This is a genomic window from Undibacterium sp. MH2W (assembly GCF_049340215.1).
Lineage (GTDB): Bacteria > Pseudomonadota > Gammaproteobacteria > Burkholderiales > Burkholderiaceae_D > Undibacterium.
On sequence record NZ_JBMPPA010000001.1, the window covers coordinates 766,773 to 790,370 of the forward strand.

Here is a 23,598-nt window from a genome sequence, read left to right on the forward strand (position 1 = left end):
GTATGAATACTCAACATAAAACTGACATCGTGAAAAAAGACAAAATGAAGCTATCTTGGAAACGTGCGGCCAAAAGCACACTCGTTCTCGCACTTGCAGCTGGACTGTCAGTCTCAGGTCATGATCAGGTTTACGCGAAATCGAAACAAAGTAAATCAAGTCATCAGGAGAGTGTGGACAAGGATGCTGATGCATCGACTGACACTGCCGCATCTTCTGTGGCAGCTAAGCCGTCAGCGGCTGTTGCCAACCAAAAGGTCTATACGATCAGCTTAAAGCAGATGGGACAGGACTCCAGTGTTGAGATTCGTGGTATCGAAGGCGAACGCAGTTTTCCGTTCACGGTTCGCAGTGATGAAGTGATTACGTCTGCGAAAGTAAAATACGGCATTTCTTATTCGCCCGCCTTGTTGCCTGACTTGTCTCACATGAAGGTATTGGTAAACAACGAGTTGGTCAGTGTTGTTCCCTTACCGCACGAGACATCTAAAGGCATTGTGCGTGAAGATTCCATTGATCCGCGTTTTTTTGCCGATTTTAATCAACTCAAATTTAAACTGATCGGTCACTACACTCGCGATTGTGAAGATCCTTATCACTCGAGTTTGTGGGCGCATCTCAGTAATACGAGTTATCTGGAGTTGACGGTCAACGCGATCGATTTGGCTAACGATTTATCCATCTTACCTGCGCCCTTTTTTGATCGTCGGGACTCAACCTTATTAGAGTTACCATTCGTGTTGCCGCAGCAAGCATCGTTAGATATGTTGCGAAATGCGGGTTCTGTCGCTTCTTGGTTCGGTCATCTTGCGTCTTACCGTGGTGCCAATTTCCCAGTCGCTACCGACGGGTTACCGAAGAAACATGCGATCGTCTTTGCAACAAGCAAAGAAGCGCCCGCAGGCATTCAATTACCAGTCATTAATGGTCCGACATTAATGGTTGTTCCTAATCCCGCCAATCCGAAATACAAATTATTGCTGGTGTTGGGACGGGACAATGCTGAATTAAAAGTCGCAGTACAAGCCTTGACCTTGGGACAATCTGTTTTGTCTGGGCCAAGTGCTGTCATTAAAGATTTTAAAGAGCCGGAATTACGTCAGGCTTATGATGCCCCTAATTGGTTGCCTACCAATCGTCCCGTGAAGTTTGGTGAGTTATTGCGCAATGAAGAGTTGCAGGTAAGTGGTCTCAATCCTGATGCGATTCGTTTGAATATGCGCGTTGCACCAGATTTATTTACGTGGCAACGTGATGGTGTGCCGATTGACCTGCGCTATCGCTTTACACCACGTCCAACGCTCGATAAATCAACGCTGAATATCGGTATCAATGGTGGCTTCGTGCGTTCGCTGTCGTTGTCGGGTGCTGAGACTGAATCCGGTAAGATCAAAGAATCGGTGATGCTGTTCTTTAAAGAAGGCCATCGTTTCGCACAAGAAGAAGTGCAAGTGCCGTTGTTCCGCATTGGTGCAGAAAACCAGTTGCAATTCCAGTTCTATTATGACTATCCGAAGCAGGGTGCATGTAAGGATGTCTATCTGGATAATGTCCGGTCTGCCATCGATCCTGATTCGACCATCGATTTTTCGCAGATGCCACATTACGCTACCTATCCTAATTTAGCGTATATCGCCAATGCGGGATTTCCATTCACAAAGTATGCAGACTTGTCTCAGTCGGCGGTGGTGATGCCTGATCGACCAACTAATGAAGAAACGCAAGTATTTCTGAACTTGATGGGGCGTATGGGCGAATCGACCGGCTACCCAGTAATTAATAATTCAGTCATTCGTTCTGTCGATGTCGATAAACACAGCGATAAAGATTTGCTGATTATTTCGACGAATGGCAATCAGCCGCTCTTGAAACAGTGGGGTAAATATATGCCACTGTCCATGGATGAGACGGGCAATCATTTACAAATACCGCGTGGATTTTTGAGAGTCCTGTACCGTTGGGCGGGTAAAGACCTGGATGAAACGGCGCGTCGTTCTGGCGAAATGTTAGCCAAAACGGGTAATGCATTTGGTGCCATGATGCAATTTGAATCGCCTCTTTCTTCGGGACACTCGGTGATTGTCGTCACAGGAGGCGATGGTGCAAGTTTGCTGGATGTCACGAATGGCTTGAATAAGGCTGACCTCCGCAGTAAATTCCAAGGTGATTTGGTGTTGATCAAGGGCGACAAAGTCGTGGATGCGCTGATTGGAGATACCTACTACTCTGGCCACTTACCTTTATGGACTTGGGTGAAGTGGAGCCTCTCGACGCGTCCAGTCGTGTTGATTTTGTTCTTAATGATTGCTGCGTTAATTGTGGCAACGATCTTGTTCCGTTTCCTCAGAGCGAAAGCGGCGAAACGTTTGCAAGTGGATGATCACGAATAACATCATCAAAGCAACACAATTCTGAACGGTTGCAAGCAAGTTCACTAATAAGGCCGCTTTAACGCGGTCTTATTAGTTAAAATATCAAGAAAAGCGGAAAGCGGGTTTGACTGTCATTTCAAGAAACGAGGAGGTTGCGATGCAGTCCGCACCCGTCGTTATTGATGCGATGTCAGCCAAGTACGTTGCAGTAAATTAGGTACCTAACAGGGGATATGAATGGTTTTCAAAAGAAAAGCGATGGTATTGGCGCTTTTGTCAATGTACATTGAGTCTGATGCTGCTTTTGCAAACTCCCCGTTGCAACAAAAATTACTTGAACAGGCGCAATTTTGGGAGCAGCGTGGACGCGATGATAATGCGGCCGATGCTTGGGCGAAATTGCTGAAAGTCGATCCCGATAATATCGATGCACTGGTCGCCCTCGGTATGCATGAAGCACGGACCGGTCATCCAGAGCAAGCGAAGATTTACTTAAATAAACTCAAAGACCTGAAGGCGAGCCAAGCACAAATCCGCCCCGTCGACGAAGCCATTCGACGTGGTGCTGTGAATCTCAATAGCCAATTGAATGATGCACGTAAGCTGGCGCAGCAAGGCGACGTCGAGGCTGCGGCCGATAGCTATCGCTTGCTGGGTGATCCTGGACGCCTGAAGGGCGATGCTGCACTGGAATATTATCAAGTGCTGGCAGGGACAAAAAGCGGGTATAACGAGGCGAAACAGGGATTAGCTAAGCTCGTCAAGGATAATCCTGGCAACGTGAAATACGCGTTGGCATATGCACAGGCACTGACGTATCGCGATGCCACTCGCCATGAAGGCATTGCCATGCTGGATAACTTGAGCACCAAGCCAGAAGTAGCGCGCCAAGCCAATGAATCCTGGCGTCAGGCGTTAATCTGGATGGGGGCAGAGCAGAGTAATAGTAAATATTACCGCGCTTACCTTGATCGCCATCCAGACGATAAATCGATTAAAGATAAACTCAACAGCGCTGGGAAGACAGTGAAGTCGGATGCTGTTGAGCCGCGTCGACCACAGAATAAACCACAGGTTGAAACTGCATTTGCCCGCGGGCAGTCAAAAGGCTTTGCGGCCCTCGATGCCAACGATGTGCCGGCAGCGGAAAAAGAATTTCAGGTATTAATCAAGTCGCATCCCAAAGATTCTGTCGGCTACGGCGGCATGGGTCTCGTCAAAATGCGGCAGGAAGAATTTATCGAGTCACGTAAATATCTCGAAAAAGCCGTCAAGCTCTCGTCCAAAAAAGGCAAATCAAATTGGACACAAGCTTACGAGGGAGCCAGTTATTGGGCGATCGTCGAGGAAGCACGTACCGCATTTGAAGATGATGATAGTGCCAAAGGTATTGCGTTATTACGCAAGGCCATTGCGCTCAATGGCAAGGAGCATTCAGGCATTTTGCAATTGGCGGATGCGCTCAAGGCTGATAACGATATGGCAGGCGCGGAAGAAAATTACAAGCGGGTCTTTAACGAAGATAAGACCGACATGCGCGCATTGGATGGTCTGGTTGGTATTTACGATACGCAAAAACGACTTGCCGACATGGAGGCACTCACGCCTTACATGTTGCCTCGTCAGTTGGCGATTTTGGATAACCTCAAAGCCTCTATCCTGACTGAGAAAGCCAAGCAACTCGAAGCATCGGGCGATATCAATGGTGCACAGCGAGCGCTGGAGGATGCGATTCTGATCAAATCAGATGATCCTTGGTTGCGGATGGCATTGGCAAAAATCTACCTCAAGCGGAATATGCCCGGTCAGGCGCAAGCCCTCTTGGATGCCCTCACCAATGTCGAAAAACCCGAAGCTGAGGCACTGTACGTGAGTGCACTGCTGAGCCAGTTGCAGCAGTTGTGGTGGGAGGGGATGATTACCTTGGAACGCATTCCCCCCAATGCACGCAGACCAGAAATGTTCACGTTACAAAAACGGTTGTGGATCCGCGTTCAGCTTGATCGGATTGACGTGTTAAACAAGCGTGGTAGAACCGATGAGGTCAAACAGATTCTTGGTGCTATCGATGCTGCGGCAGGAAAAGACCCTGAGTTTATTGGCACGTTAGCGGCACTGTATATCAAGTTGGGTGATACCGACCGTGGCTATGCCATGATTCGTCAGGCGGTACAAGATAGTCCTAAACCCTCTGCCAGCCTGCTGTTAGAGTACGCGACGACATTGATGCAAGTGAATCAGGAAGCAGAGCTTGAGGCGGTGATGCGCAAAGTGGCAGCGATGCCTAATCTGACTGAAGACGAAGTCAATTCGTTTAAACAGTTGCAAAAATCCCTCGCAATGCGTTACTCAGAACGTGCTCGCGAGGCAGGCGATTACGCGTCAGCGTATACCTATATTCAGCCTATGCTGATCGCGACACCTGATGACAACTTGCTGTTGCTAACGCTGGCACGGATTTATTCGTCATCTGGCGATATTGATTCTGCCACCGAGTTGTACACCAAAGTATTGAAGACTGAACCTGACAATCCGGAAGTATTGCAAGGTCTCGTTTTCGCCGCCATTCAGGTTAAAGACTTTAAAGGGGCGGAAGAGAATCTGGATAAGTTGATGACCTTGCAACCGAATAATCCACGATTTGTTGCCCTTGCGGGTAACGTTGCACGAGCGCAAGGACAAAATAGCAAAGCATTGGGCTATTTCAAAAAATCACTCGCCATGGAACAGGCGCAACGCCCACTGTCCTCTGGCTCGGCAACAACAGGCGCCGGTGGGTTACGCTTGGTCGAGCCTGCACCGACGGTCGTTAACGTGGGTGATTTTAAAGTCAATCCATTTGCCGATCGCAAAGCAGATGCGACCCAAGACAAGCAGACGCCGGGTCCCGTCTTGCGCGACGTGCCACAGTTGGCACCGCAATACCAGTTACCCGCACTCACTGCGGCCAAGGCAACGCAAACAGCATCCGTTGCCTCTGCACCAGCGGTGGCAAATAGTACTGTAGCGCCAGCCTTGCGAAGTGTACCGAGTTTGCCTGCGTCGACGCCTGTGGGGACTGCTAGTGCCGTTTCGCCAGTACCATCCGCACCGAAACCAGTGAGTTTAACGACTGCATCCACCACGTCGACCGCTGGGGTTGCTTCTAGCGCCGTAGCCATCGCCAACACAACCCCACTGAACACGACGTCCAAGTTAGCAAGTACAAAGTTGGCGAGCAGCGGGTCGGCATCGCCATCGTCAAACATCAGTCCGCAGGAAGAGGCGTTGATGAAAGAAATCGACTCCTTAAATGAATTGAATCGTTCTGAGGTGACTGTCGAAGTGACATCGCGCGCGCGGAGTGGGCAAAGTGGTTTGTCACAATTAAAAGATACAGAAGTACCCATCGAGGGGCATCTCTCCACATTGGGTTTGGGGCAATTTGGTTTGAAAATTATTCCTGTTGTCCTCGATCCGGGTAACCTCAATATCAACGATCCGAATTCTGGTGGTTTGTTCGGCAAAAACGTGATCCTCAGTCAACAGGCGCAATTTGCAAGTGTTCCGTTGACAACCATTGCGCAGCAGCAGGGGCTTTCTAATATTGCCTCACTAGACCAACGCACCAGAGGCGTTGCCTTGAGTCTGAGTTATGAATTGTCTGGCTTTAAACTCGATATTGGTTCTAGCCCGATCGGCTTTCCGCTGAGAACCGTTGTGGGTGGCGTGCGGTGGAGTGGTCAAGTCGATGATGTCAGTCTGACCGCAGAGCTTTCACGTCGCTCAGTGACCGATAGTTATCTCTCTTACGCTGGTGCCAAAGATACGCTTTATGGCTTGTCGTGGGGTGGCGTGACCAAAAACGGCTTACACCTTGATGCTGGCTACAATGGCGATGAGGGGGGCGTCTATGGTGGCCTTGGTTTCGCAGAATTGCGAGGAACGAACGTCGAAAACAATTCAATGCTCGATCTGGGGGCGGGCGGATATTGGCGCGCTTACAAAACCAAGAACTCACAATTGACCATCGGCGTGAATCTGACGACGATGTTCTATAAAAAGAATCTGCAAAACTTTACCTACGGCAATGGCGGGTATTTCAGCCCGCAATCTTATTATGCGATTAATCTGCCTGTAGAGCTGACGGGACGTAGCGGTAAGTTGTCGTATCAGTTGGACGCGGCAGTTGGTGTGCAATCCTTTAGAACCGATGCGGCACCGTATTATCCGTTAGTGAGTGCCGACCAGACCGCGCTGGAGCTGTTTGCTGCAGCGAATCCAAAGGTGAATATTGCAACGACCTATGCCGGGCAATCGCATACAGGCGTGCAGTACAAGTTAGCAGGCGCTGCCGAATATCTGTTGTCACCGCATTTTGCCCTCGGTGGTCGTGTGACGGTCGACAATTCCGGTGATTTTACGGATGCTTCTGCGCTGGTGTACCTCCGTTATACTTTTGAGCCAAAACGCGGGCCTGTGTCCTTTCCACCGGTGGCACCAAAACCGTATTACTCAGGAAATTAATGCGTATGCGCCCATTATTAGTATGTCTTACCCTTGGGGTGTCGTTGTCACTTGCTGCGAGTCCGAGTAGTGCGGCGGATTTGCAAGCCGAAGGTCGATTGCAGTTGTCGCAAGGCGACAATGCCGAGGCGAGTAAAAAATTCGCTGAAGCGGCAAAGGTGAATCCCTTTGATCCTTCGGCACTGAACAATCAAGCCGTTGCTGTCGCCGCACAGGGCGATTATGAGAAAGCGCTCAGTTTGCTCGAACGTGCTGTGAGACTGGGGCCGGGGCGAGCGGATATTGTTGCTAACTTGCAAGAACTGCGTCGGTGGGTGGGGCGTAATGCGCCACAAATTAAAGTGATCGATAAAAGCAATCCAGTCATGAACGTTTATCCTGATGGCGACATTCCGCCCGAACCGCCACCACTTTGGAAAAAATAAGCGAGATTTATGGTCTTTGGGCTTGCTAATTGCATTTTTTTGATGCAATATCATTCTGTACCTTTTACCGCTTTATCAGAATTTAATACAGACAATTAAGCAAAGTACCTAATTTCATGAAAATGACGCATTTCTTTTTCTTTTTTTACTTTAGCTATTCCCAGCCTCAGGCGGTCGGAAGAAGGTAAGCACGCAAAGAAAAAGAGCTCAACCAGAATTCGTAAAAACCGCCAGATGTGGCGGTTTTTTTTTGCCGCTAAATTTGAGGTATCTCGTTGGTGCTGTGAAAGAATCGACTTGAATCAAGCGACTTGTTTTCTTCGAAATGACGTATTGCTAACGCCGTATTTATTCATTGTTATTTATTTAAAATTACTTATTTGCATTCACTTCCTCAGGAGAAACCATGCAGCGCACAGATGATTTACGTATTCGCGAAATGAAGGAACTGGTTCCACCCTCACATCTGATTCGTGAGTTTTCTTGTTCAGAAAAAGCCTCTGAAACAGCCGCCAATGCACGCACCGCATTACATCGTATTTTGCACGGTCAAGATGATCGTTTGATGGTGGTCATTGGGCCATGCTCTATTCACGATACCAAAGCAGCGATGGAATATGCGCGTCAACTTGCAGAGCAGCGTCAGCGGTTTGCAGGCGAATTGGAAATCATTATGCGAGTGTATTTCGAAAAGCCACGTACGACGGTCGGATGGAAGGGTCTGATTAATGATCCGTACATGGACAATAGTTTCCGCATCAATGATGGTCTGCGGATTGCACGCGAGCTGCTGCTCAATATCAATGAATTAGGCTTGCCTGCAGGGACGGAATACCTTGATGTCATTAGCCCACAGTACATTGCTGATTTGATCAGTTGGGGCGCGATTGGTGCGCGCACAACAGAGTCGCAGGTACATCGTGAACTCGCATCCGGGCTTTCTTGCCCCGTTGGCTTTAAAAATGGCACCGATGGTAATGTGAAGATTGCTGTTGATGCGATCAAAGCATCGTCACAACCACATCACTTCTTATCGGTCACAAAAGGTGGCCACTCTGCAATCGTGTCGACGAACGGTAATGAAGACTGCCACATTATTTTACGTGGTGGTAAAACGCCGAACTATGACGCAGCCAGTGTTGAAGCTGCCTGCAAGGATATTGCGAATGCGGGACTTGCCGCACGTTTGATGATCGACGCTTCTCATGCCAATAGTTCTAAAAATCCAGCCAATCAAATCCCGGTGTGCGCCGATATTGCTCACCAGATCGCCGGCGGAGATACGCGCATTGTTGGTGTGATGGTGGAGTCGCATCTGGTGGCAGGTCGTCAGGACCTGGTACCGGGTAAAGAGCTCGTGTATGGTCAGTCGGTAACGGATGGCTGCATTGACTGGCAGTCGAGTTTGACCGTGTTAGAAGGGCTGGCCAATGCTGTTAAGCAACGTCGTTTAGTGAAATCGGCTGAGTAATTTTTTGCTGGTTTCACTCAGCTTTCATACCGCGAAATTACTAAAATTCTAAGTGTGCCATACCCTGATCAAAATCGTTTGGTCAGGGTCATTTGATTCCCTTCGCGCCGCATTTCCATACGGTTTAAAAATGACATGCCCAACAATGGGATATTTAAACTTGTCTCAATGACGATCGCATCGACTTGATAGAGGACGATGTCGCCGATTTTTAAACTGTCTATTTTTACCGCGTAGGCATTGACGTCACCACCTGCTGTATTGACGTGCCCACGTGTACCCTTGACGTAGTTGATGCCGAGTTTGATGGCGTCTGAGGCGGGAAGTGTGACGAGGCTGGCTCCCGTATCGACCAACATCTTGATCCCCACGCCATTGATGATTGCATCCGCCATGAAGTGACCGTGATCACCCGCTTGCAAAATCACTGACCGGCGACCACTAGGGGGGCTGTGTTGGACGGCTTCCCCCATTTTTAGCGTATAACGCTTGCCATTGACCGCGATGGTTGCGGTTTCGCTGTCCGCCGCTACCAGTTGGGTGTCGGGACTGAGCATACTTCCCACTTGGTACGCTTTTGCTGTTGCACCATCAACGACGAGGATCGCCTTGCCAGGAAATAATCCCACCACATCTACATCCGTCGCGTTTGCCTGTCCGATGGTGAGCATAAGCAAGACAATGAATAAAGACTTCATAGCAAATCCTAGAGGCGAGCATTGCAAGCAACGAAGAGAGTGGAGTGCGAGAGCGGCCGCTTGGCGGGGCAGGCGTCATTATTTTTGCATGCCCCGTGTTGCGTGATCCCGCACGAGATCGAGGATGGTTTAATCCCGGAAATTATTAAACTCTAATGGTAAATCTTTGATTTCTTTACGCAATAATGCCATGGCAGCTTGCAGGTCGTCACGCTTGGCGCCTTGGACACGCACGGCATCGCCCTGAATACTTGCTTGCACTTTCATTTTGCTTTCTTTGATGACTTTGACGATTTTTTTGGCGTCTTCGGTCTCAATACCATTTTTGACTTTAATGACTTGTTTGATTTTGTCGCCGCCGATTTTTTCGACTTTGCCTAAATCCAGGAAACGGATATCGACTTTCCGCTTGCCTAAGGTTTGGTTCATTTCCAGAATAACTTGATCTAAATGAAATTCAGAATCGGCAAAAACGACGATTTCGCGCTCTTTGTCTTTCAGTTCGATTTTGGCGCTGGTTCCTTTGAGGTCGAAGCGATTGGTGATGACTTTATTCGATTGCGCTACCGCATTCTTGACTTCTTCCATGTTTGCTTCAGAGACGGTATCAAATGAGGGCATAGTACTTCCTAGGTGAAAAAATAAACATACCGCATTTTATCAAATGCAGGACGATCACAAAGCCTACCAGCTATAATTTACGGTATATGAGCACACTTAACACCCTTTCCCACGATGTTTCCCTGCAAAAACTCAATACGTTCGGTATCGATGCGCGGGCTACCCTGTTTTTACCGATTGTTGATGTCGCACAACTGCGCGCCGTTCGTGATGATGTATCTTTATCGACAACACCGAGATTAATTGTCGGTGGAGGTAGTAATCTGGTGCTATCAGACCATATTGACGCGTTGGTACTGCATATGTGTTTGCGTGGAAAAGCGCTGACGGCGGAAGATGAGGATTTTTATTACGTGACAGCGGCTGCCGGTGAAAATTGGCATGCATTTGTGACATGGACCTTGGGTCAAGGCTGGGCGGGATTAGAAAATTTATCCCTGATTCCGGGAACGGTCGGTGCCGCGCCAATCCAAAACATCGGTGCATATGGTGTCGAGATTCAAGACGTTTTTCATCGTTTAGAAGCCTTTGATTTTGAGACGGGCGACGTTGTTGTGATGGATAAAGCGGACTGTGCATTTGCGTACCGAGACAGCATCTTTAAACAGCAATATCGGGACCGTCGGGTGATTTTGAATGTCACTTTTGCGCTGCCGAAGCGCTGGATGCCCAAATTAGCCTACGCCGATGTGGAAAAATGGCTTTTGCAAGCGGGCGTCCAAGCGCCCACTGCGACCGATGTCAGTGAGGCAATTATCGCAATTCGACAGGCGAAATTGCCAGATCCGCAAGTCATTGGAAATGCTGGTAGCTTTTTTAAAAATCCCGTGGTGACTGCGGCGGCGCGTAACGATTTGCAACAACGTTTTCCGGCATTGGTGAGTTACCTTCAACCCACCGGCGATTACAAATTAGCCGCTGGATGGTTGATTGAACAAGCGGGCTGGAAAGGGCGTCAACTCGGTACGGTCGGCGTTTATGAAAAACAAGCACTGGTGTTGGTGAATCGCGGTAACGCTACTGGGGCCGATGTTCGCGCGCTCGCGGAGCGGATTCGTTCTGATGTCAAAAAGCAATTTGCCGTTGAGTTAGAAGTAGAGCCAAATTTTTATTGAAATTCCGAAACGGGTGACTTGGTTCGAGATGTTGGTTTTATTGACATGGGAAAGTCTTGTGAATTAATGTCAAAACGCTTATTTATTTCGGATCTGGTGCGATAATAAGGATGAGTTTTGTTATTGTTTGGCAAAATGAGCCATCAGCGCAACGAAGTCGTTGAATACCATGTGGCTTAGCGGTCATGTTGACATTCGGATCGTCCGCTTTACTTATTCATCGAATTTGGTTTGAAGTCCTTCATCTGACGTGATACACGAAAAAAGAAAATTACGCGATTCGCTGTTGATCAGTATCAGTGATCTTCGCGTTGGTATGTTTATTGCCGAGCTGGATCGGCCGTGGGAAAAAACACCCTTCATGTTGCAAGGCTTTTTGCTCACGGAGTTGCTTGATTGCCAGACACTGCAGGGAATGGTACGTGAACTGACCATTGACCCGAGCCGCAGCGACCCTTCGTCGCTCTTACATCTCCCTTGGGATAGCTTTCATCTTCCGTTAGAAGAAAAAGAAAACACACGTGTCCAAGAGTCAACGGTGCGCGTGACTTACAGCGCGCCTCCTTCTGATCTGGATGTCAATGAAGGTTTGCCGGCCGTTGCCGCCTCGCTCAAACAAATGTGGAAAGCGGTACGCGGTGCGCCACAAGAGGCGAATGCACGCAAGAAAGTATTTAAGCCGATTCCTGAAAACAAGGTCACAGCACAGCCTGCACCGTTTTACTTGCGTTATGCCAGCGTTAACAGCGTGCCTGTTTCAACAAGTAAAGCCGAGCGGAGCACCCAATTAGTGCCGCCTTCCACGGCGTCGTTCAGTCAATTGATTGAAGGACTCTATCCGCGTGACGTTGTCTACGCGCCGCTGACGCTCATTGAACGCGTTCAAAGCATGATCATTAAATGGCGTGCGGCCAAACCTTATAAGCGTTCTACCGTGAAGCAAAACCGATTTGTTGCACGTAAAGTACGGCCTGAATACATTCCGCCAACGCTCAATTTGGTTATCTACAAAGACCGTGCGCCGATGCAGGAAGAGATCAAGCACGCTACGGTCGCCTTTGCGCGGACACAAGAATTTCTAAATAAGATGTCGCAAGACATCGATGCCGGTAAAGAACTTGAGTTAGAGCAAGTGCGGCCAGCGGTGCAGTTGCTCACAGAGAGCGTCATCGCCAATCCGGCTGCGCTGATGTGGTTAGTCCGCATGCAAAGCGAAGATAGCCAAACCTATGCCCATGGGCTCAAAGTGGCGGTGTATATGATGGCACTTGGTCGCCACCTCGGGTTCGCTCGCGAACAACTCAATGATCTGGGAATGATTGGCTTATTGATGGATGTCGGCAAACTGAGTCTGCCCGACGAAATTCTCAAAAAGCCGGCCAAGCTGGATGACCAAGAACACCAAATCATGACACAACATGTTGGTACGAGCTTGGACAAATTGCAGCAAAATGGTCCGTTGTCACAAAGCGTTTATTTGGGTATTAGTCAACACCATGAGCGCCTTGATGGTAGCGGTTATCCGGCGGGCTTAAAAGCGGCGGAGATTAGCATCTATGGACGAATGGCCGCCATTGTCGATTGTTTTGCTGCGATGACCTCCACGCGTTGTTATGATTCAACGCGCTCGGCATTCGATGCGATGAAAGAATTATTCAGGCTGGCTGAAAATAAACTGCATGCCCCGTTGGTGGAAGAGTTCGTCCAGGCGATTGGGATTTTTCCGATTGGTAGCCTGATTGAATTATCAACGGGCGAAGCGGCGATCGTTCTCGAACACAACAAACTACGACGCCTTGAACCGCAGATTTTGGTGTTGACGAATGCCGACAAAGAGCCCCTCGCACAACCTCATGTCTTTAATTTGATGCTGCAGGAAAGACAGCACGGCGAAGTGCCGATCCGTATTTTGCGTGGTCTGCCTGACGGTGCTTACGGGATCGATAGCCGTAGTTTTTATCAGGCAAAAACATGACATCCACTTCCGTCTCTTTAACACCGAGCGGTGAACCTTTACGCCTGAAATCGTGCGCTGATTTCTCTGCACGTCTTGATAGTGCGATTGCTGAAGCGTCTCCCTCGCAGATTCTAGGACTTGCTGTTATTAACCTGCAGCGTAATGATCGGATTGCTTCGCTTATTTCAGACGCACATGCGAGACACATTGAAGATCGTATCTGGTTAAGTCTCAAGCCTATTCTACGTTCTTCCGATCAACTGATTTTTGTGAGTGGTAACGAATGTTGGTTGATGATGCCAGGCTTGGCAGCGCCCGCATTAGCCATGCTCGCCGTGCACCGGATTTTAACGGTGTTAGAAGCGCCGTTGCCGATGAATCATGGCAGTGTCTACTTTAGTCCGTGTATTGGGATCGTCTGTGCGCCAATGCATGGTCTGAATGCATTAACGATGCTGCGTCTGGCAGATAACGCACAAAAAAAAGCGATGCAGGAACACCAGAAATTTTCTTTTCTGAGTGGTGATATCAACGCGAACTTGTTGCCAGAAAATTTGCCAAAGTTAGTTGCTGAAGTCATTGATGCCAATGCACTTCAGGTTGTTTATCAACCCAAAGTCAATTTGGCGACGATGCGCGTACAGTCCGTCGAGGCGCTCGTTCGTTGGCCATCTGATCATGCTGAATACATTCCAGTCAACGTATTGATCGATACCGTGGAGCGTTGCGGCCTCGTTGAAGCATTGACGTTGCAAGTATTGAGCACGGTGTTACGTGAATCGTCTCTCTGGAAAGATCTTGGCATTGATTTGCTAATCTGGGTCAATCTGTCTGCAGGGTTATTATCCCAACCGCATCTGGTGGCAACCTTGGCACATAAAATGGCCTTATGGATGAGTTCTCCCTCCAATATTGGTCTTGAGATTACCGAAAGCGCGCTGATCGAAGATGTCGGTCAAACGACAGAAGTCTTATTTGAATTAAAGAAATTAGGCTTTCATTTGTCGATCGATGATTTTGGTACGGGCTATTCTTCATTTGCCTACTTGCGCCGTTTTCCGATCGATGAATTAAAGATCGATAAAATGTTTGTGCAGGGAATGACAGAATCGATCCAAGATCGGCAGATCGTTAAAAGTATCATCGACTTGGCGCATAACTTTGGTTTGCCGGTCGTGGCAGAAGGTGTCGAGGAAGAAGCCACGCTCAACGCACTTAAGGCACTTGGCTGCGAACAAATTCAGGGGTTTTATTTCGCCAAGCCGATGCCGGCAAATGAGCTCATTCCTTGGTGTCATGCGTTTCATCAGGCGCAGCATTCATAGATGAGGCGTGTGCGTCGCTGACGTTTGAATTGAAGATAAAAAAAGGTGTTCCGATCTTGTATCGAAACACCTTTTTTATTTGTCACAGCGTTGATTGCAACGCTGATTCTTTTTAGTTTTTCGAGCTCAACGAGCTCAACGAGCTTATTGCGTTAATGGAGCTTAGCCTTTGGTTTTTGCCTCAATGGTTTCCCATTTGTCTAACGCTTCGAGCAATTGCTCATCAATCTCGGCAAAACGGGCATTGAGTTTATTCGCAGCATCAGGACCATTTTTATACAGTTCTGCATCGGCTAACTGCTCGGTAATTTGCTGTTGTTCAGCCTCGAGTTTGGCGATCAGCACTGGTAATTCCTCCAGTTCGCGCTGCTCTTTGTAGCTGAGTTTTTTTCCTTTGCTTGCTTGTGCCGCAGGTGCTGTTGCACCGTTATTGGTTGCGGTAGCGCCTACTTTGGAATCAGCCTTTGCGCTCGATTTGGTTGATGTGACAGTATTGCGATAGCGTTCCCAATCACTGTAACCACCAATAAACTCGCGCCATTGTCCTTCACCCTCAGCAACAATTACTTGGGTCACGACGTTATCGAGGAAGGTGCGATCATGGCTGACCAAGAAAACCGTTCCTGTGTATTCTTCCAATAACTCTTCCAGCAATTCGAGGGTGTCGATATCGAGATCATTGGTTGGTTCGTCAAGGACCAATACGTTCGCTGGTTTCGCAAACAATCGTGCCAGCAATAAGCGGTTACGCTCGCCACCCGAGAGAGATTTCACTGGTGAACGGGCACGTTCAGGGGCAAACAGGAAGTCACCAAGATACGACATAACGTGTTTGCGTTGACCGTTGACCTCAACCCAGTCACTGCCTGGTGCAATCGTATCCGCCAGACTCGCGTCTTCGTTGAGCTGTGCACGCATTTGATCAAAATACGCGATCTGTAATTTGCTACCTTGTTTGATGGTGCCACTATCAGGCTGATCTTCACCCAGAATCATTTTCAGCAGTGTCGTTTTACCGGCACCATTCTGACCAATGAGACCGACTTTGTCGCCACGCAGAATAATGCTGGAAAAATCACGGACGATGACTTTGTCACCAAAACTCTTGGAGATGTTTTCCATCTCGGCGACGATTTTGCCGGAACGCTCACCAGACGACACATCCAACTTGACCTGACCTTGCTGTTCACGGCGCGCACTCCGTTGCAGTCGTAACTGCTCCAGACGTTTGACACGACCCTCATCGCGTACGCGACGGGCTTTCACACCTTTGCGAATCCATACTTCTTCTTGTGCCAGAAATTTATCAAACTTCGCGTTTTCCACTTCTTCGATCTCTAATTGCTCCGCTTTACGCGTTTGATATGTCGTAAAGTTGCCAGGGAATGAAGTCAGTTTGCCACGATCAAGTTCGATAATGCGGGTCGCAACGTTGTCCAAGAAACTACGGTCATGGGTGATGAACAGGACGCTACCTTTGAAATCTTTTAACAAGCCTTCAAGCCATTGGATCGATGAAAAATCGAGATGGTTGGTGGGTTCATCGAGCAACAATACGTCAGGACCGCTGACCAATGCGCAGGCGAGGGCCACGCGTTTTTTCATACCACCAGACAAGGTTCCCATGATCGCGTCTTTCGCGAGATTGAGCTTGTCGAGGGTTGTTTCGACTTTGTTATTCAGGCTCCAGGCATCTGCTGCATCGAGTTTTACTTGAATATCATGCATGCGTTCCATGAGCGCATCATCGTTATCGCCACCGAACTGACCGGTCAGCGCTTCGTATTCTTGCAACAATGCAGGTAATTCACCTAAGCCGGAAGCAACGGCATCAAAAACGGAGATGTCTTGCGCAAACTGCGGCTCTTGTTCCACATAGGCAATGTGGATGCCTTGCTGCATGACCAATAAGCCGTCATCAATTTTGGAAGTGCGGGCGATGATTTTTAACAACGACGATTTGCCTGTACCGTTGCGACCAATTAAACCAACTCGTTCGCCGGCTTCAATAGAAAACTCTGCATGGTCGAGCAGGGCAACGTGACCAAATGCCAATTGGGCATCGCTTAATGAGATAACTGCCATAAATACCTGTGAGGTCAGCGGCGAGAAAAGCCGGACTAAATGAGAGAAAAGCCGTATTGTACGCGAGACAGACCCGCATGCCACATCTGCGGTGATGTGCGACGCAGATAAAGGGCAAATGCGTGCTTTGTCGTCATCTAGAGAAGTTGATTCGCCCCTCAGCCACGCCCATGCCGCAAAGGCAGCGGGGACAGCCTTCAATTGATTGTTCTGCCATGGTCAGGTAAGATGGCGGGCTTGTTGAATGGCTGTTAAGTCTGTTCACACCGTGTCTCGCCGTAGTTCAATGGATAGAACGTATGCCTCCTAAGCGTAAGATGTGGGTTCGATTCCCGCCGGCGGGACCAGTGTTTCCCTGATCCTCCTCCTTGTTTTCTCATGTTGATTCGTCGCAATTTTCTTGCCTTTCATGGCTTTTTATGCAACGATGCCATCACCGTATTTCGACCTCCTTGCAACATTATCCGACATAACCTCTTTTCGTAAAGGCGTGGCGTTTTGACTACCGAACAAGCGACAACCATGCCTGACTTTACGCAGGTTTCTCTTGATACACCTCGGTTACGATTGCGTCCATTGCATTTTTCAGATTCCTTGGACATGTTGGATGTCTATTCTGATCCCTTAGTGATGCGCTATGGTAGTTCACCTCCATGGACGTCCATCAGCGATGCTAATACCTCCTTAGTACGTACCGACCTTGGCATGCGCACGGGGCAATTCCTTCGATTGGCATTAACCGATCCACAGCATGATCAGTTTATCGGTGATTGCTGTTTGTTTAAGTTTGACCATCAATGTCGACACGCAGAGGTTGGCTATAGCCTCGCCGCACGCTACTGGGGGCGTGGTTACATGCAAGAGGCATTGATTGCATTACTGAACTATGGATTTGATCATCTTCACCTCAATCGTATTGAAGCGGATGTCGATCCACGTAATACCGCATCGATGGCATGCCTTGAGCGGTTGGGATTTGTAAAGGAAGGGTATCTTCGGGAACGCTGGATCGTGGATGGCGTGTTATCGGATACCGCATTATTTGGTTTGTTGCGTCGTGAATGGAAATACGCAACGAAGTAACGTCTGTTGTTTAATTAAAAAATAAAAGGGGTAGTGATGGTATTCAAGCGTACGGCAATGTTAGCGGTGTTATGGGCAGTTTTTCCATTCTCCGCAATGGCAGAAGATATAGTCATTAGCAGCACCTTTAATAGCGTGTCGACGATTTCAGAGCAGGCGCAAGAATTTGCAAACAAATGTCTCCCTACCACCGCTGCAGCCTTCCTAAAAATGGTCAGGGATGCCGGCACGGCATCAACGGTGGTCACACGTAACAGTGATCGCATGAAGCCATTTTTGGTGGTCAATGGCACGCGGACTATTTGTGTTGCCCAATCCTCGAAAGGCTACCCTATATTGCCTACTGAGGTGTTTGAGCAAACGATTAATTTTAACGAGATGCCAGCAGAGGACCAAAAATCCTTGCAAACATCGTTGGCACGCCAACTGGCGTTGACAGGTGCTGCAAACGCATTGATTAAGACAGAGGGCGGTAATGCGATGGGTGTGTATTACATGTTTACATCCGATAACCCACTCAAGTTTTACTATCATCTGGCATTTTTAAAGCTCAATGAAATTGATGAGTCCAAGTTTGCCTTTGTGACCAGCTCAAAGGGACCGGTTTCTTCTACGGCACGTAACCAACCGCCGGAAAGTTTTAAACCGCTTTATCAAAAATAAGCCTCACTATCGACGCGAGCTGATGTTGTGCCTTACTCAGCTCGCCGTCCATTATGTGATCTTGATCGCGTGTTCTATCCACTTTTGACGCCAAAGCGTTATCGCCTCGTTCCAAAAATCGCTGATCGTCGTGCAATGCGGGTTCACTGGCAATTGCAGAAAATGCGCGGCTGGGAGTAAAGCATCGTGCAGGAGATCATTGTCGCCACGATCAAAAGCCAATGCCCCTGTTTGCTTCGAGAGTTTTTCGCCGAGCGCGTTGTTCACCACCGGTACGTGCAAGTACCTTACCCTTGGTAATCCTAAAACCTGTTGAAGATAAATTTGCCGCGCGGTGGAGTCGAGCAGATCGGCACCTCGGACGATATCGGTCATCCCTTGTTCTGCATCATCAACAACAACAGCGAGTTGATATGCCCAAAAGCCATCGGCGCGTTTGAGAATAAAATCGCCAACCTCGGTGCTGATATCCTGTTGTTGCGGACCAAGGTAGCGGTCTTCAAAATGAACAACGTGATGCGGTTGGGGTAAACGTAGCCGCCAAGCGCGCGGTACTTTTCCGGCGACTAACCCATCACGACAGGTGCCGGGGTAAATTTGGCTGACTGGTTCACCTCGGCGTAGGCGGGAGTCGGCAATTTCTTTGCGCGAACACCCACAAGGATACACTTGATCGCCGAGTCGTTCGATGGCCTGCTGGTAGAGCGACTGTCGCTGGCTTTGCCACGTGACGTCACCGTCCCACTGCATGCCGCAGCGTTGTAAGGAGTGCAGAATATGGGAGTCAGCACCTTGGACGTTGCGGTCAAAATCCAGATCTTCGATACGGACAAACCATTGTCCACCATGGGCTTTCGCATCGAGATAACTGGCCATGGCGGCGACCAGCGAGCCTTGGTGTAAAGGACCCGTCGGCGAGGGTGCGAAGCGGCCCCGATAAATGGGTTTATGCATGTGAGTGATTTCCAAGCAACAGACTTTGTACAACGGGTTCTTTGAGTTTTTGTAAAAACCAATGCAGTGCCTTGCCTTTATTGGTTTGCCGCCAGACGTAGCAACAGGTTTCTGTCGGACGTTGATGATCGGTGCGCTTTTCAACTAACTGATGGGATTGCAAATAGCGGGTAGCCATCGCGCGGGGGAGGTGCCCGCATCCTAAGCCCGATAGCTGGGCGGCGAGTTTTGCTTCGACCGAGGGGACTGTGAGGGTATCTTGCCCACTCAACAAACCTGCAGTCATGGTAGGAAGACTTCGTCCGGTGTCACCAATGGCAATGGCGCGGTATTGCTGTATCAATTCAGTACTGAGGGGTTCGTCAGCGCGTGCCAGTGGATGGTCTGGGGCAACCGCGAAAACCCAATCGATGGCACCGAGCACGCGGGTTTGTAAGTCGCCTTGCATACGAATCGCATCTGGACCGTCATAGGCCGCACCGATCGCCAGATCAGCGCGACCGGTGATCATTGACTCCCAGACGCCAGATAAAATTTCTTGAGAAAATCGTAATCGCGTACCGCAATTTTGTTGTTCAAATTCTTTGATTAAGGGGAGCAAGTGATCAAATTGAATGATGCCATCGAGGACAATTCTGAGCTCTGATTCCCAGCCGGTTGCTGTTCGTTTGACGCGGTTTTCGAGTTCTTGCGCCGCATTGAGCAGATGTCGTCCCTGCGACAAAAGCTCCGTGCCAGCAGGCGTGAGCTTGGCGCGATGTCCTCGGCGATCATAGAGTAAGACGTCGAGATCTTCTTCTAGTTTTCGGATGCTGTAGGTAATGGCAGAGGGCACTTTATCTAAGGCCATGGCTGCGGCCGCAAAGCTACCTTTACGGTCAATCGCATCAAGAATTTGTAGTGCTTCGAGGGTGATGTTCATTATTGTTCAAAATTTCTGAATGATTCGTATGAAATTTTACCCTTATATTGGATCTTGTCCTTGTATATAGTACGTACATTCATCAAATAAACTGAATTGGAGCGAATATGATTACCCTTAGATTGTCTCAAGACCGCGGTCCTGCGAATCACGGTTGGCTCAAGTCTTTCCATAGTTTTTCATTCGCTGAGTATTATGATCCACAACACATGGGTTTTGGACCACTGCGTGTGATCAATGATGACTGGATTGCGCCGGGCATGGGCTTTGGTACACATCCGCACAAAGACATGGAAATCATCACCTATGTCTTAGAAGGCGCGATCGCACACAAAGACAGTATGAACAACGGCAGTACGATTCGTCCTGGAAACGTGCAATACATGAGCGCAGGCACCGGGGTGCGCCACTCTGAATTCAATCCATCGACAACAGAACACACCCAGTTGTTGCAAATTTGGATACAACCTAATGTCTTGAACGTGCCGCCGCTGTACGAAGAAAAAGAATTTAGCCGTGAGCAAAAAGAAGGTAAATTATGCGTAGTGGCGTCCTCCGATGGCGCAGAGGGTTCGATTAAAATTCGCCAGAATGCCCGCTTACTGATCGGCTTGTTTGATGGTGAGCAGCAACAAGAAATGGCATTGCACCCTGATCGCCTGACGTATGTTCATTTGGCGCGCGGTGAGTTGACTGTGAATGGTGTTGTTCTGAAGACGGGCGATGCCATGAAATTACAGAATGAGCAGTTGTTGCAGTTAAGTGCAGGAAAACAGGCAGAAGTATTGGTATTCGATCTGCCAAAGTAATTGATTCACATTAACCGATATTGATCGTTTTCATCCTAGGAGAAAAACATGACAAAAGTAGCGATTGTGTACCACTCAGGTTACGGCCACACCACCAAAGCAGCGGAGGCAGTGCAGGCAGGCGCGATTGCAGCGGGCGCAGAGGCAGAACTGATTTTGATCGATAAAGACGGCAACATCACGGACGACCAATGGGCATCGTTAGCAGCGGCTCAGGCGATCGTTTTTGGTTCGCCAACTTACATGGGAACAGTATCGTGGCAGTTCAAAAAATTTGCTGATGCAAGCTCTAAGCCTTGGTACACCCAAGTGTGGAAGGATAAAATCGCCGCTGGTTTCACAAACTCAGCAACGATGAACGGTGACAAACTGTCGACCTTGCACTATTTGTTCACGTTCTCCCAACAGCACGGCATGATCTGGGTTGGCACAGGCCTGATGCCATCGAACAGCAAAGCAGCGCAGCGCAATGACATTAACTTCATTGGTAGCTCAAGCGGTTTGATGACGCAGTCCCCATCCGATTCTTCCCCAGAAGAAGGTCCATTGCCAGGCGATTTGGAAACAGCAAAATTGTTCGGTCAACGCATTGCGACTGTCGCTAAAAAGCTGGCGTAAGTAAATAACAAAGGTGGAGCTTGCTCCGCTGATGGCGTGAGACTGAAGTTGGTGTCACGCGATGATAATCAAAACGGCCCTGTCACTTCTCCCTGACAGGGCCGTTTTTTATTGCGCATCAATTGCATCAACTTCACGCTCACCATCATTTACCGCTACAATCGTTATTGGTTTTTCATCGACTATTTCCTCATTTTTTACCATCGCCATGACAAGAACAATGATCAGACAGTGTAAGCAAATTGGAGCCGGACTCATCCTCAGCGTGATGTCTTCACAGGTACTTTCTCAGCAACCAGCAACAGCCGTTGTCAGCGAACCTGTCTTACGTGCCCATTTAGCATTTTTAGCCGATGATCTATTGGAAGGGCGCGGTACCGGGCAGCGTGGTGGTGATCTGGCAGTGCGTTATTTGGAAACGCAAGCCAGTCTCATTGGCCTACAGCCATTACCATCGGATCAAGTGAAAGGATTCAGACAGCCGGTCCGTCTTGTGGGGAGTAAAACCCTCCCTGAAAGCACCGTGAGATTTGAAATTAATGGACAAGCGTACTCGCCGCAATTAGGCACAGACGTTGTCTTTGGCTCATCAGGTGGTAAAACGGATGTTGCCTTTGATGCGCCGGTGGTCTTCGTTGGCTATGGCGTGCGTGCGCCCGAAGAGCATTGGGATGATTTCAAAGGCACGGACCTCAAAGGTAAATTACTGGTGATGATGGTCAATGACCCACAACCTACAGCAGAAGAACCGAATCGGTTTGCAGGTAAGGCGCTCACCTATTACGGTCGTTGGACGTATAAATTTGAAGAGGCCGTTCGGCAGGGCGCAGCGGGTGTTTTGCTCATTCATACGACGCCATCTGCTACATACGCATGGAATGTGCCACAAACCAGTTTTAGCCATGAGCGTTTTAGTATCGCCAATACGGGTAATGCCTTCGAAGGTTGGATGCAAGACGCGGTCGCTCAGCAATTGTTCAGCAAGGCTGGTCAACAGTTAGACGAGTTGCGGGCACGTGCGGAAACCCGTGATTTTTCGCCGGTGAATCTCAATGCGATCGCTCATGTCAAACTCAAGAGCGAGGTACGTCGCGTCGAACAGTTTAACGTGATAGGGATGGTGCCAGGTACTGACCCGATACTGAAAAAAGAAGCGGTGGTGTATTCGGCACATTGGGATCACCTAGGCATCGAGACACGCGCTGATGGCTCAACCCATATTTTCAATGGTGCGGTCGATAACGCCTCCGGTTCGGCGGCGTTACTAGCCATGGCGCAAGCGGCCGTTCATCATCCAGCAAAACGGACACAGATTTTTTTCTGGCCAGCTGCCGAAGAGCAGTATTTACTGGGCAGTGCTGCCTATGTATCTAACCCGCCGTGGCCCTTAGCGAAAACCGTAGCTGATCTCAATTTGGATAGCATGAATTTTGTGGGCAAAACGCGTGATATTGGCATCGAAGGCAGCGAACGTAGCAGCCTCCATGCCAACGCCGTCAACGTTGCCAAGAAAATGGGCTTACAGATTGCGCAGGCGGCACCCGATTTAGGTGGTGCATTTTTCCGAGCCGATCACTTTAACTTTGCGCGAGCTGGCGTTCCTGCATTTAATGTTGGATCTGCTGTGTTTTCAGGCGATGGCCACTTTGATTTCGACCAACATGGCATAGCAGATGCCAACAGTAAAATGTTGGGCTTTAAAAATGATTACCACACAGAACGCGATAAGTATTACCCCGAATGGGATTTGAGCGGTATGCAACAGCAAGCGCAATTTACCCTCAACCTTGGATATGACGTTGCTAATGCGAAGTCAATGCCGGTATGGAATAAAGGGGACGCGTTTGGTCAGCAACGACAAGCCGTTTCTGCGAAATAGAGCGACGAAATAGAACGCGTCTCTCACTTCAATCGTGAGAAAGTGAAGGATAGCAGCGCAGTCACATTCGTGTGCTGCGCTGTTTTTTTGGGGTA

At 48.9% G+C, this 23,598-nt stretch carries 17 protein-coding genes and 1 tRNA gene; 13 read left to right on the forward strand and 5 right to left on the reverse strand.

Annotated features, from left to right (window positions below):
* The first annotated feature begins 2 nt into the window (after positions 1-2).
* From bcsB to aroG, 4 genes are all read left to right on the forward strand, one after another.
* Positions 3-2,390, forward strand: coding sequence for a cellulose biosynthesis cyclic di-GMP-binding regulatory protein BcsB (bcsB, locus tag ACO0K2_RS03225; protein ID WP_423015671.1), 2,388 nt, complete (start codon positions 3-5; stop codon positions 2,388-2,390).
* A gap of 219 nt (positions 2,391-2,609) precedes the next feature.
* Complete coding sequence (locus ACO0K2_RS03230; RefSeq protein WP_423015673.1) at positions 2,610-6,878, forward strand: cellulose synthase subunit BcsC-related outer membrane protein; 4,269 nt, start codon at positions 2,610-2,612, stop codon at positions 6,876-6,878.
* A 5-nt stretch (positions 6,879-6,883) separates the two neighbouring features.
* On the forward strand, positions 6,884-7,303 hold the full coding sequence (locus ACO0K2_RS03235; RefSeq protein WP_423015675.1) for a tetratricopeptide repeat protein: 420 nt from the start codon (positions 6,884-6,886) through the stop codon (positions 7,301-7,303).
* Between the two features lie 406 nt (positions 7,304-7,709).
* A complete protein-coding gene (gene aroG / locus ACO0K2_RS03240; protein WP_423015677.1) occupies positions 7,710-8,774 on the forward strand; it encodes a 3-deoxy-7-phosphoheptulonate synthase AroG in 1,065 nt (354 codons plus the stop codon).
* Between the two features lie 68 nt (positions 8,775-8,842).
* Here aroG and ACO0K2_RS03245 read toward each other — a convergent pair whose 3' ends face one another.
* Together ACO0K2_RS03245 and ACO0K2_RS03250 are read right to left on the reverse strand one after the other, a co-directional pair.
* Positions 8,843-9,472 (reverse strand): retropepsin-like aspartic protease family protein, encoded by a 630-nt coding sequence (locus tag ACO0K2_RS03245; RefSeq protein ID WP_423015679.1) that lies wholly within the window; start codon positions 9,470-9,472, stop codon positions 8,843-8,845.
* A gap of 129 nt (positions 9,473-9,601) precedes the next feature.
* Positions 9,602-10,093 (reverse strand): YajQ family cyclic di-GMP-binding protein, encoded by a 492-nt coding sequence (locus tag ACO0K2_RS03250; protein ID WP_423015681.1) that lies wholly within the window; start codon positions 10,091-10,093, stop codon positions 9,602-9,604.
* Between the two features lie 86 nt (positions 10,094-10,179).
* Between ACO0K2_RS03250 and murB the strand changes: the two genes are divergently transcribed.
* From murB to ACO0K2_RS03265, 3 genes are all read left to right on the forward strand, one after another.
* Positions 10,180-11,208 (forward strand): UDP-N-acetylmuramate dehydrogenase, encoded by a 1,029-nt coding sequence (gene murB, locus ACO0K2_RS03255; RefSeq protein ID WP_423015683.1) that lies wholly within the window; start codon positions 10,180-10,182, stop codon positions 11,206-11,208.
* Between the two features lie 250 nt (positions 11,209-11,458).
* Positions 11,459-13,183, forward strand: coding sequence for an HD-GYP domain-containing protein (locus ACO0K2_RS03260; protein WP_423015685.1), 1,725 nt, complete (start codon positions 11,459-11,461; stop codon positions 13,181-13,183).
* On the forward strand, positions 13,180-14,490 hold the full coding sequence (locus tag ACO0K2_RS03265) for a putative bifunctional diguanylate cyclase/phosphodiesterase (RefSeq protein ID WP_423015687.1): 1,311 nt from the start codon (positions 13,180-13,182) through the stop codon (positions 14,488-14,490). The genes ACO0K2_RS03260 and ACO0K2_RS03265 overlap by 4 nt, the downstream gene beginning before the upstream one ends.
* Before the next feature lie 162 nt (positions 14,491-14,652).
* Here the strand turns inward: ACO0K2_RS03265 and ACO0K2_RS03270 are convergent, their stop codons facing one another.
* Positions 14,653-16,575: an ATP-binding cassette domain-containing protein gene (locus tag ACO0K2_RS03270; RefSeq protein ID WP_423015689.1), complete on the reverse strand. Its 1,923-nt coding sequence runs from the start codon at positions 16,573-16,575 to the stop codon at positions 14,653-14,655.
* 272 nt (positions 16,576-16,847) lie between these two features.
* Between ACO0K2_RS03270 and ACO0K2_RS03275 the strand changes: the two genes are divergently transcribed.
* The 3 genes from ACO0K2_RS03275 (at position 16,848) to ACO0K2_RS03285 (ending at position 18,321) form a co-directional block, all read left to right on the forward strand.
* Positions 16,848-16,922, forward strand: a tRNA-Arg gene (locus ACO0K2_RS03275).
* A 151-nt stretch (positions 16,923-17,073) separates the two neighbouring features.
* A complete protein-coding gene (locus ACO0K2_RS03280) occupies positions 17,074-17,658 on the forward strand; it encodes a GNAT family N-acetyltransferase (protein ID WP_423015691.1) in 585 nt (194 codons plus the stop codon).
* Positions 17,659-17,694: 36 nt separating this feature from the next.
* Positions 17,695-18,321: a hypothetical protein gene (locus ACO0K2_RS03285; protein WP_423015693.1), complete on the forward strand. Its 627-nt coding sequence runs from the start codon at positions 17,695-17,697 to the stop codon at positions 18,319-18,321.
* Between the two features lie 51 nt (positions 18,322-18,372).
* Here ACO0K2_RS03285 and gluQRS read toward each other — a convergent pair whose 3' ends face one another.
* Entirely contained in the window at positions 18,373-19,275 is a 903-nt protein-coding gene (gluQRS, locus tag ACO0K2_RS03290; RefSeq protein WP_423015695.1) for a tRNA glutamyl-Q(34) synthetase GluQRS, read from the reverse strand.
* Complete coding sequence (locus ACO0K2_RS03295) at positions 19,268-20,197, reverse strand: LysR family transcriptional regulator (protein ID WP_423015697.1); 930 nt, start codon at positions 20,195-20,197, stop codon at positions 19,268-19,270. Before ACO0K2_RS03295 ends, gluQRS begins: the two co-directional genes overlap by 8 nt.
* Before the next feature lie 107 nt (positions 20,198-20,304).
* Between ACO0K2_RS03295 and ACO0K2_RS03300 the strand changes: the two genes are divergently transcribed.
* The 3 genes from ACO0K2_RS03300 (at position 20,305) to ACO0K2_RS03310 (ending at position 23,503) form a co-directional block, all read left to right on the forward strand.
* Positions 20,305-21,006, forward strand: coding sequence for a pirin family protein (locus ACO0K2_RS03300; protein WP_423015699.1), 702 nt, complete (start codon positions 20,305-20,307; stop codon positions 21,004-21,006).
* A 48-nt stretch (positions 21,007-21,054) separates the two neighbouring features.
* A complete protein-coding gene (locus ACO0K2_RS03305; RefSeq protein ID WP_423015701.1) occupies positions 21,055-21,624 on the forward strand; it encodes a flavodoxin family protein in 570 nt (189 codons plus the stop codon).
* A 268-nt stretch (positions 21,625-21,892) separates the two neighbouring features.
* On the forward strand, positions 21,893-23,503 hold the full coding sequence (locus tag ACO0K2_RS03310; protein WP_423016153.1) for a M28 family peptidase: 1,611 nt from the start codon (positions 21,893-21,895) through the stop codon (positions 23,501-23,503).
* Positions 23,504-23,598: the final 95 nt, after the last annotated feature.

Excerpts from the sequence above, each read along its gene's own strand:
- ACO0K2_RS03245 (WP_423015679.1), bottom strand. The coding sequence starts at position 9,472 with ATGAAGTCTTTATTCATTGTCTTGCTTATGCTCACCATCGGACAGGCA.
- gluQRS (WP_423015695.1), bottom strand. The coding sequence starts at position 19,275 with ATGCATAAACCCATTTATCGGGGCCGCTTCGCACCCTCGCCGACGGGT.
- ACO0K2_RS03250 (WP_423015681.1), bottom strand. The coding sequence starts at position 10,093 with ATGCCCTCATTTGATACCGTCTCTGAAGCAAACATGGAAGAAGTCAAG.
- ACO0K2_RS03300 (WP_423015699.1), top strand. The coding sequence starts at position 20,305 with ATGATTACCCTTAGATTGTCTCAAGACCGCGGTCCTGCGAATCACGGT.
- ACO0K2_RS03305 (WP_423015701.1), top strand. The coding sequence starts at position 21,055 with ATGACAAAAGTAGCGATTGTGTACCACTCAGGTTACGGCCACACCACC.
- ACO0K2_RS03235 (WP_423015675.1), top strand. The coding sequence starts at position 6,884 with ATGCGCCCATTATTAGTATGTCTTACCCTTGGGGTGTCGTTGTCACTT.
- bcsB (WP_423015671.1), top strand. The coding sequence starts at position 3 with ATGAATACTCAACATAAAACTGACATCGTGAAAAAAGACAAAATGAAG.
- aroG (WP_423015677.1), top strand. The coding sequence starts at position 7,710 with ATGCAGCGCACAGATGATTTACGTATTCGCGAAATGAAGGAACTGGTT.
- ACO0K2_RS03265 (WP_423015687.1), top strand. The coding sequence starts at position 13,180 with ATGACATCCACTTCCGTCTCTTTAACACCGAGCGGTGAACCTTTACGC.
- ACO0K2_RS03285 (WP_423015693.1), top strand. The coding sequence starts at position 17,695 with ATGGTATTCAAGCGTACGGCAATGTTAGCGGTGTTATGGGCAGTTTTT.
- ACO0K2_RS03295 (WP_423015697.1), bottom strand. The coding sequence starts at position 20,197 with ATGAACATCACCCTCGAAGCACTACAAATTCTTGATGCGATTGACCGT.
- ACO0K2_RS03270 (WP_423015689.1), bottom strand. The coding sequence starts at position 16,575 with ATGGCAGTTATCTCATTAAGCGATGCCCAATTGGCATTTGGTCACGTT.
- ACO0K2_RS03230 (WP_423015673.1), top strand. The coding sequence starts at position 2,610 with ATGGTTTTCAAAAGAAAAGCGATGGTATTGGCGCTTTTGTCAATGTAC.
- ACO0K2_RS03310 (WP_423016153.1), top strand. The coding sequence starts at position 21,893 with ATGTCTTCACAGGTACTTTCTCAGCAACCAGCAACAGCCGTTGTCAGC.
- murB (WP_423015683.1), top strand. The coding sequence starts at position 10,180 with ATGAGCACACTTAACACCCTTTCCCACGATGTTTCCCTGCAAAAACTC.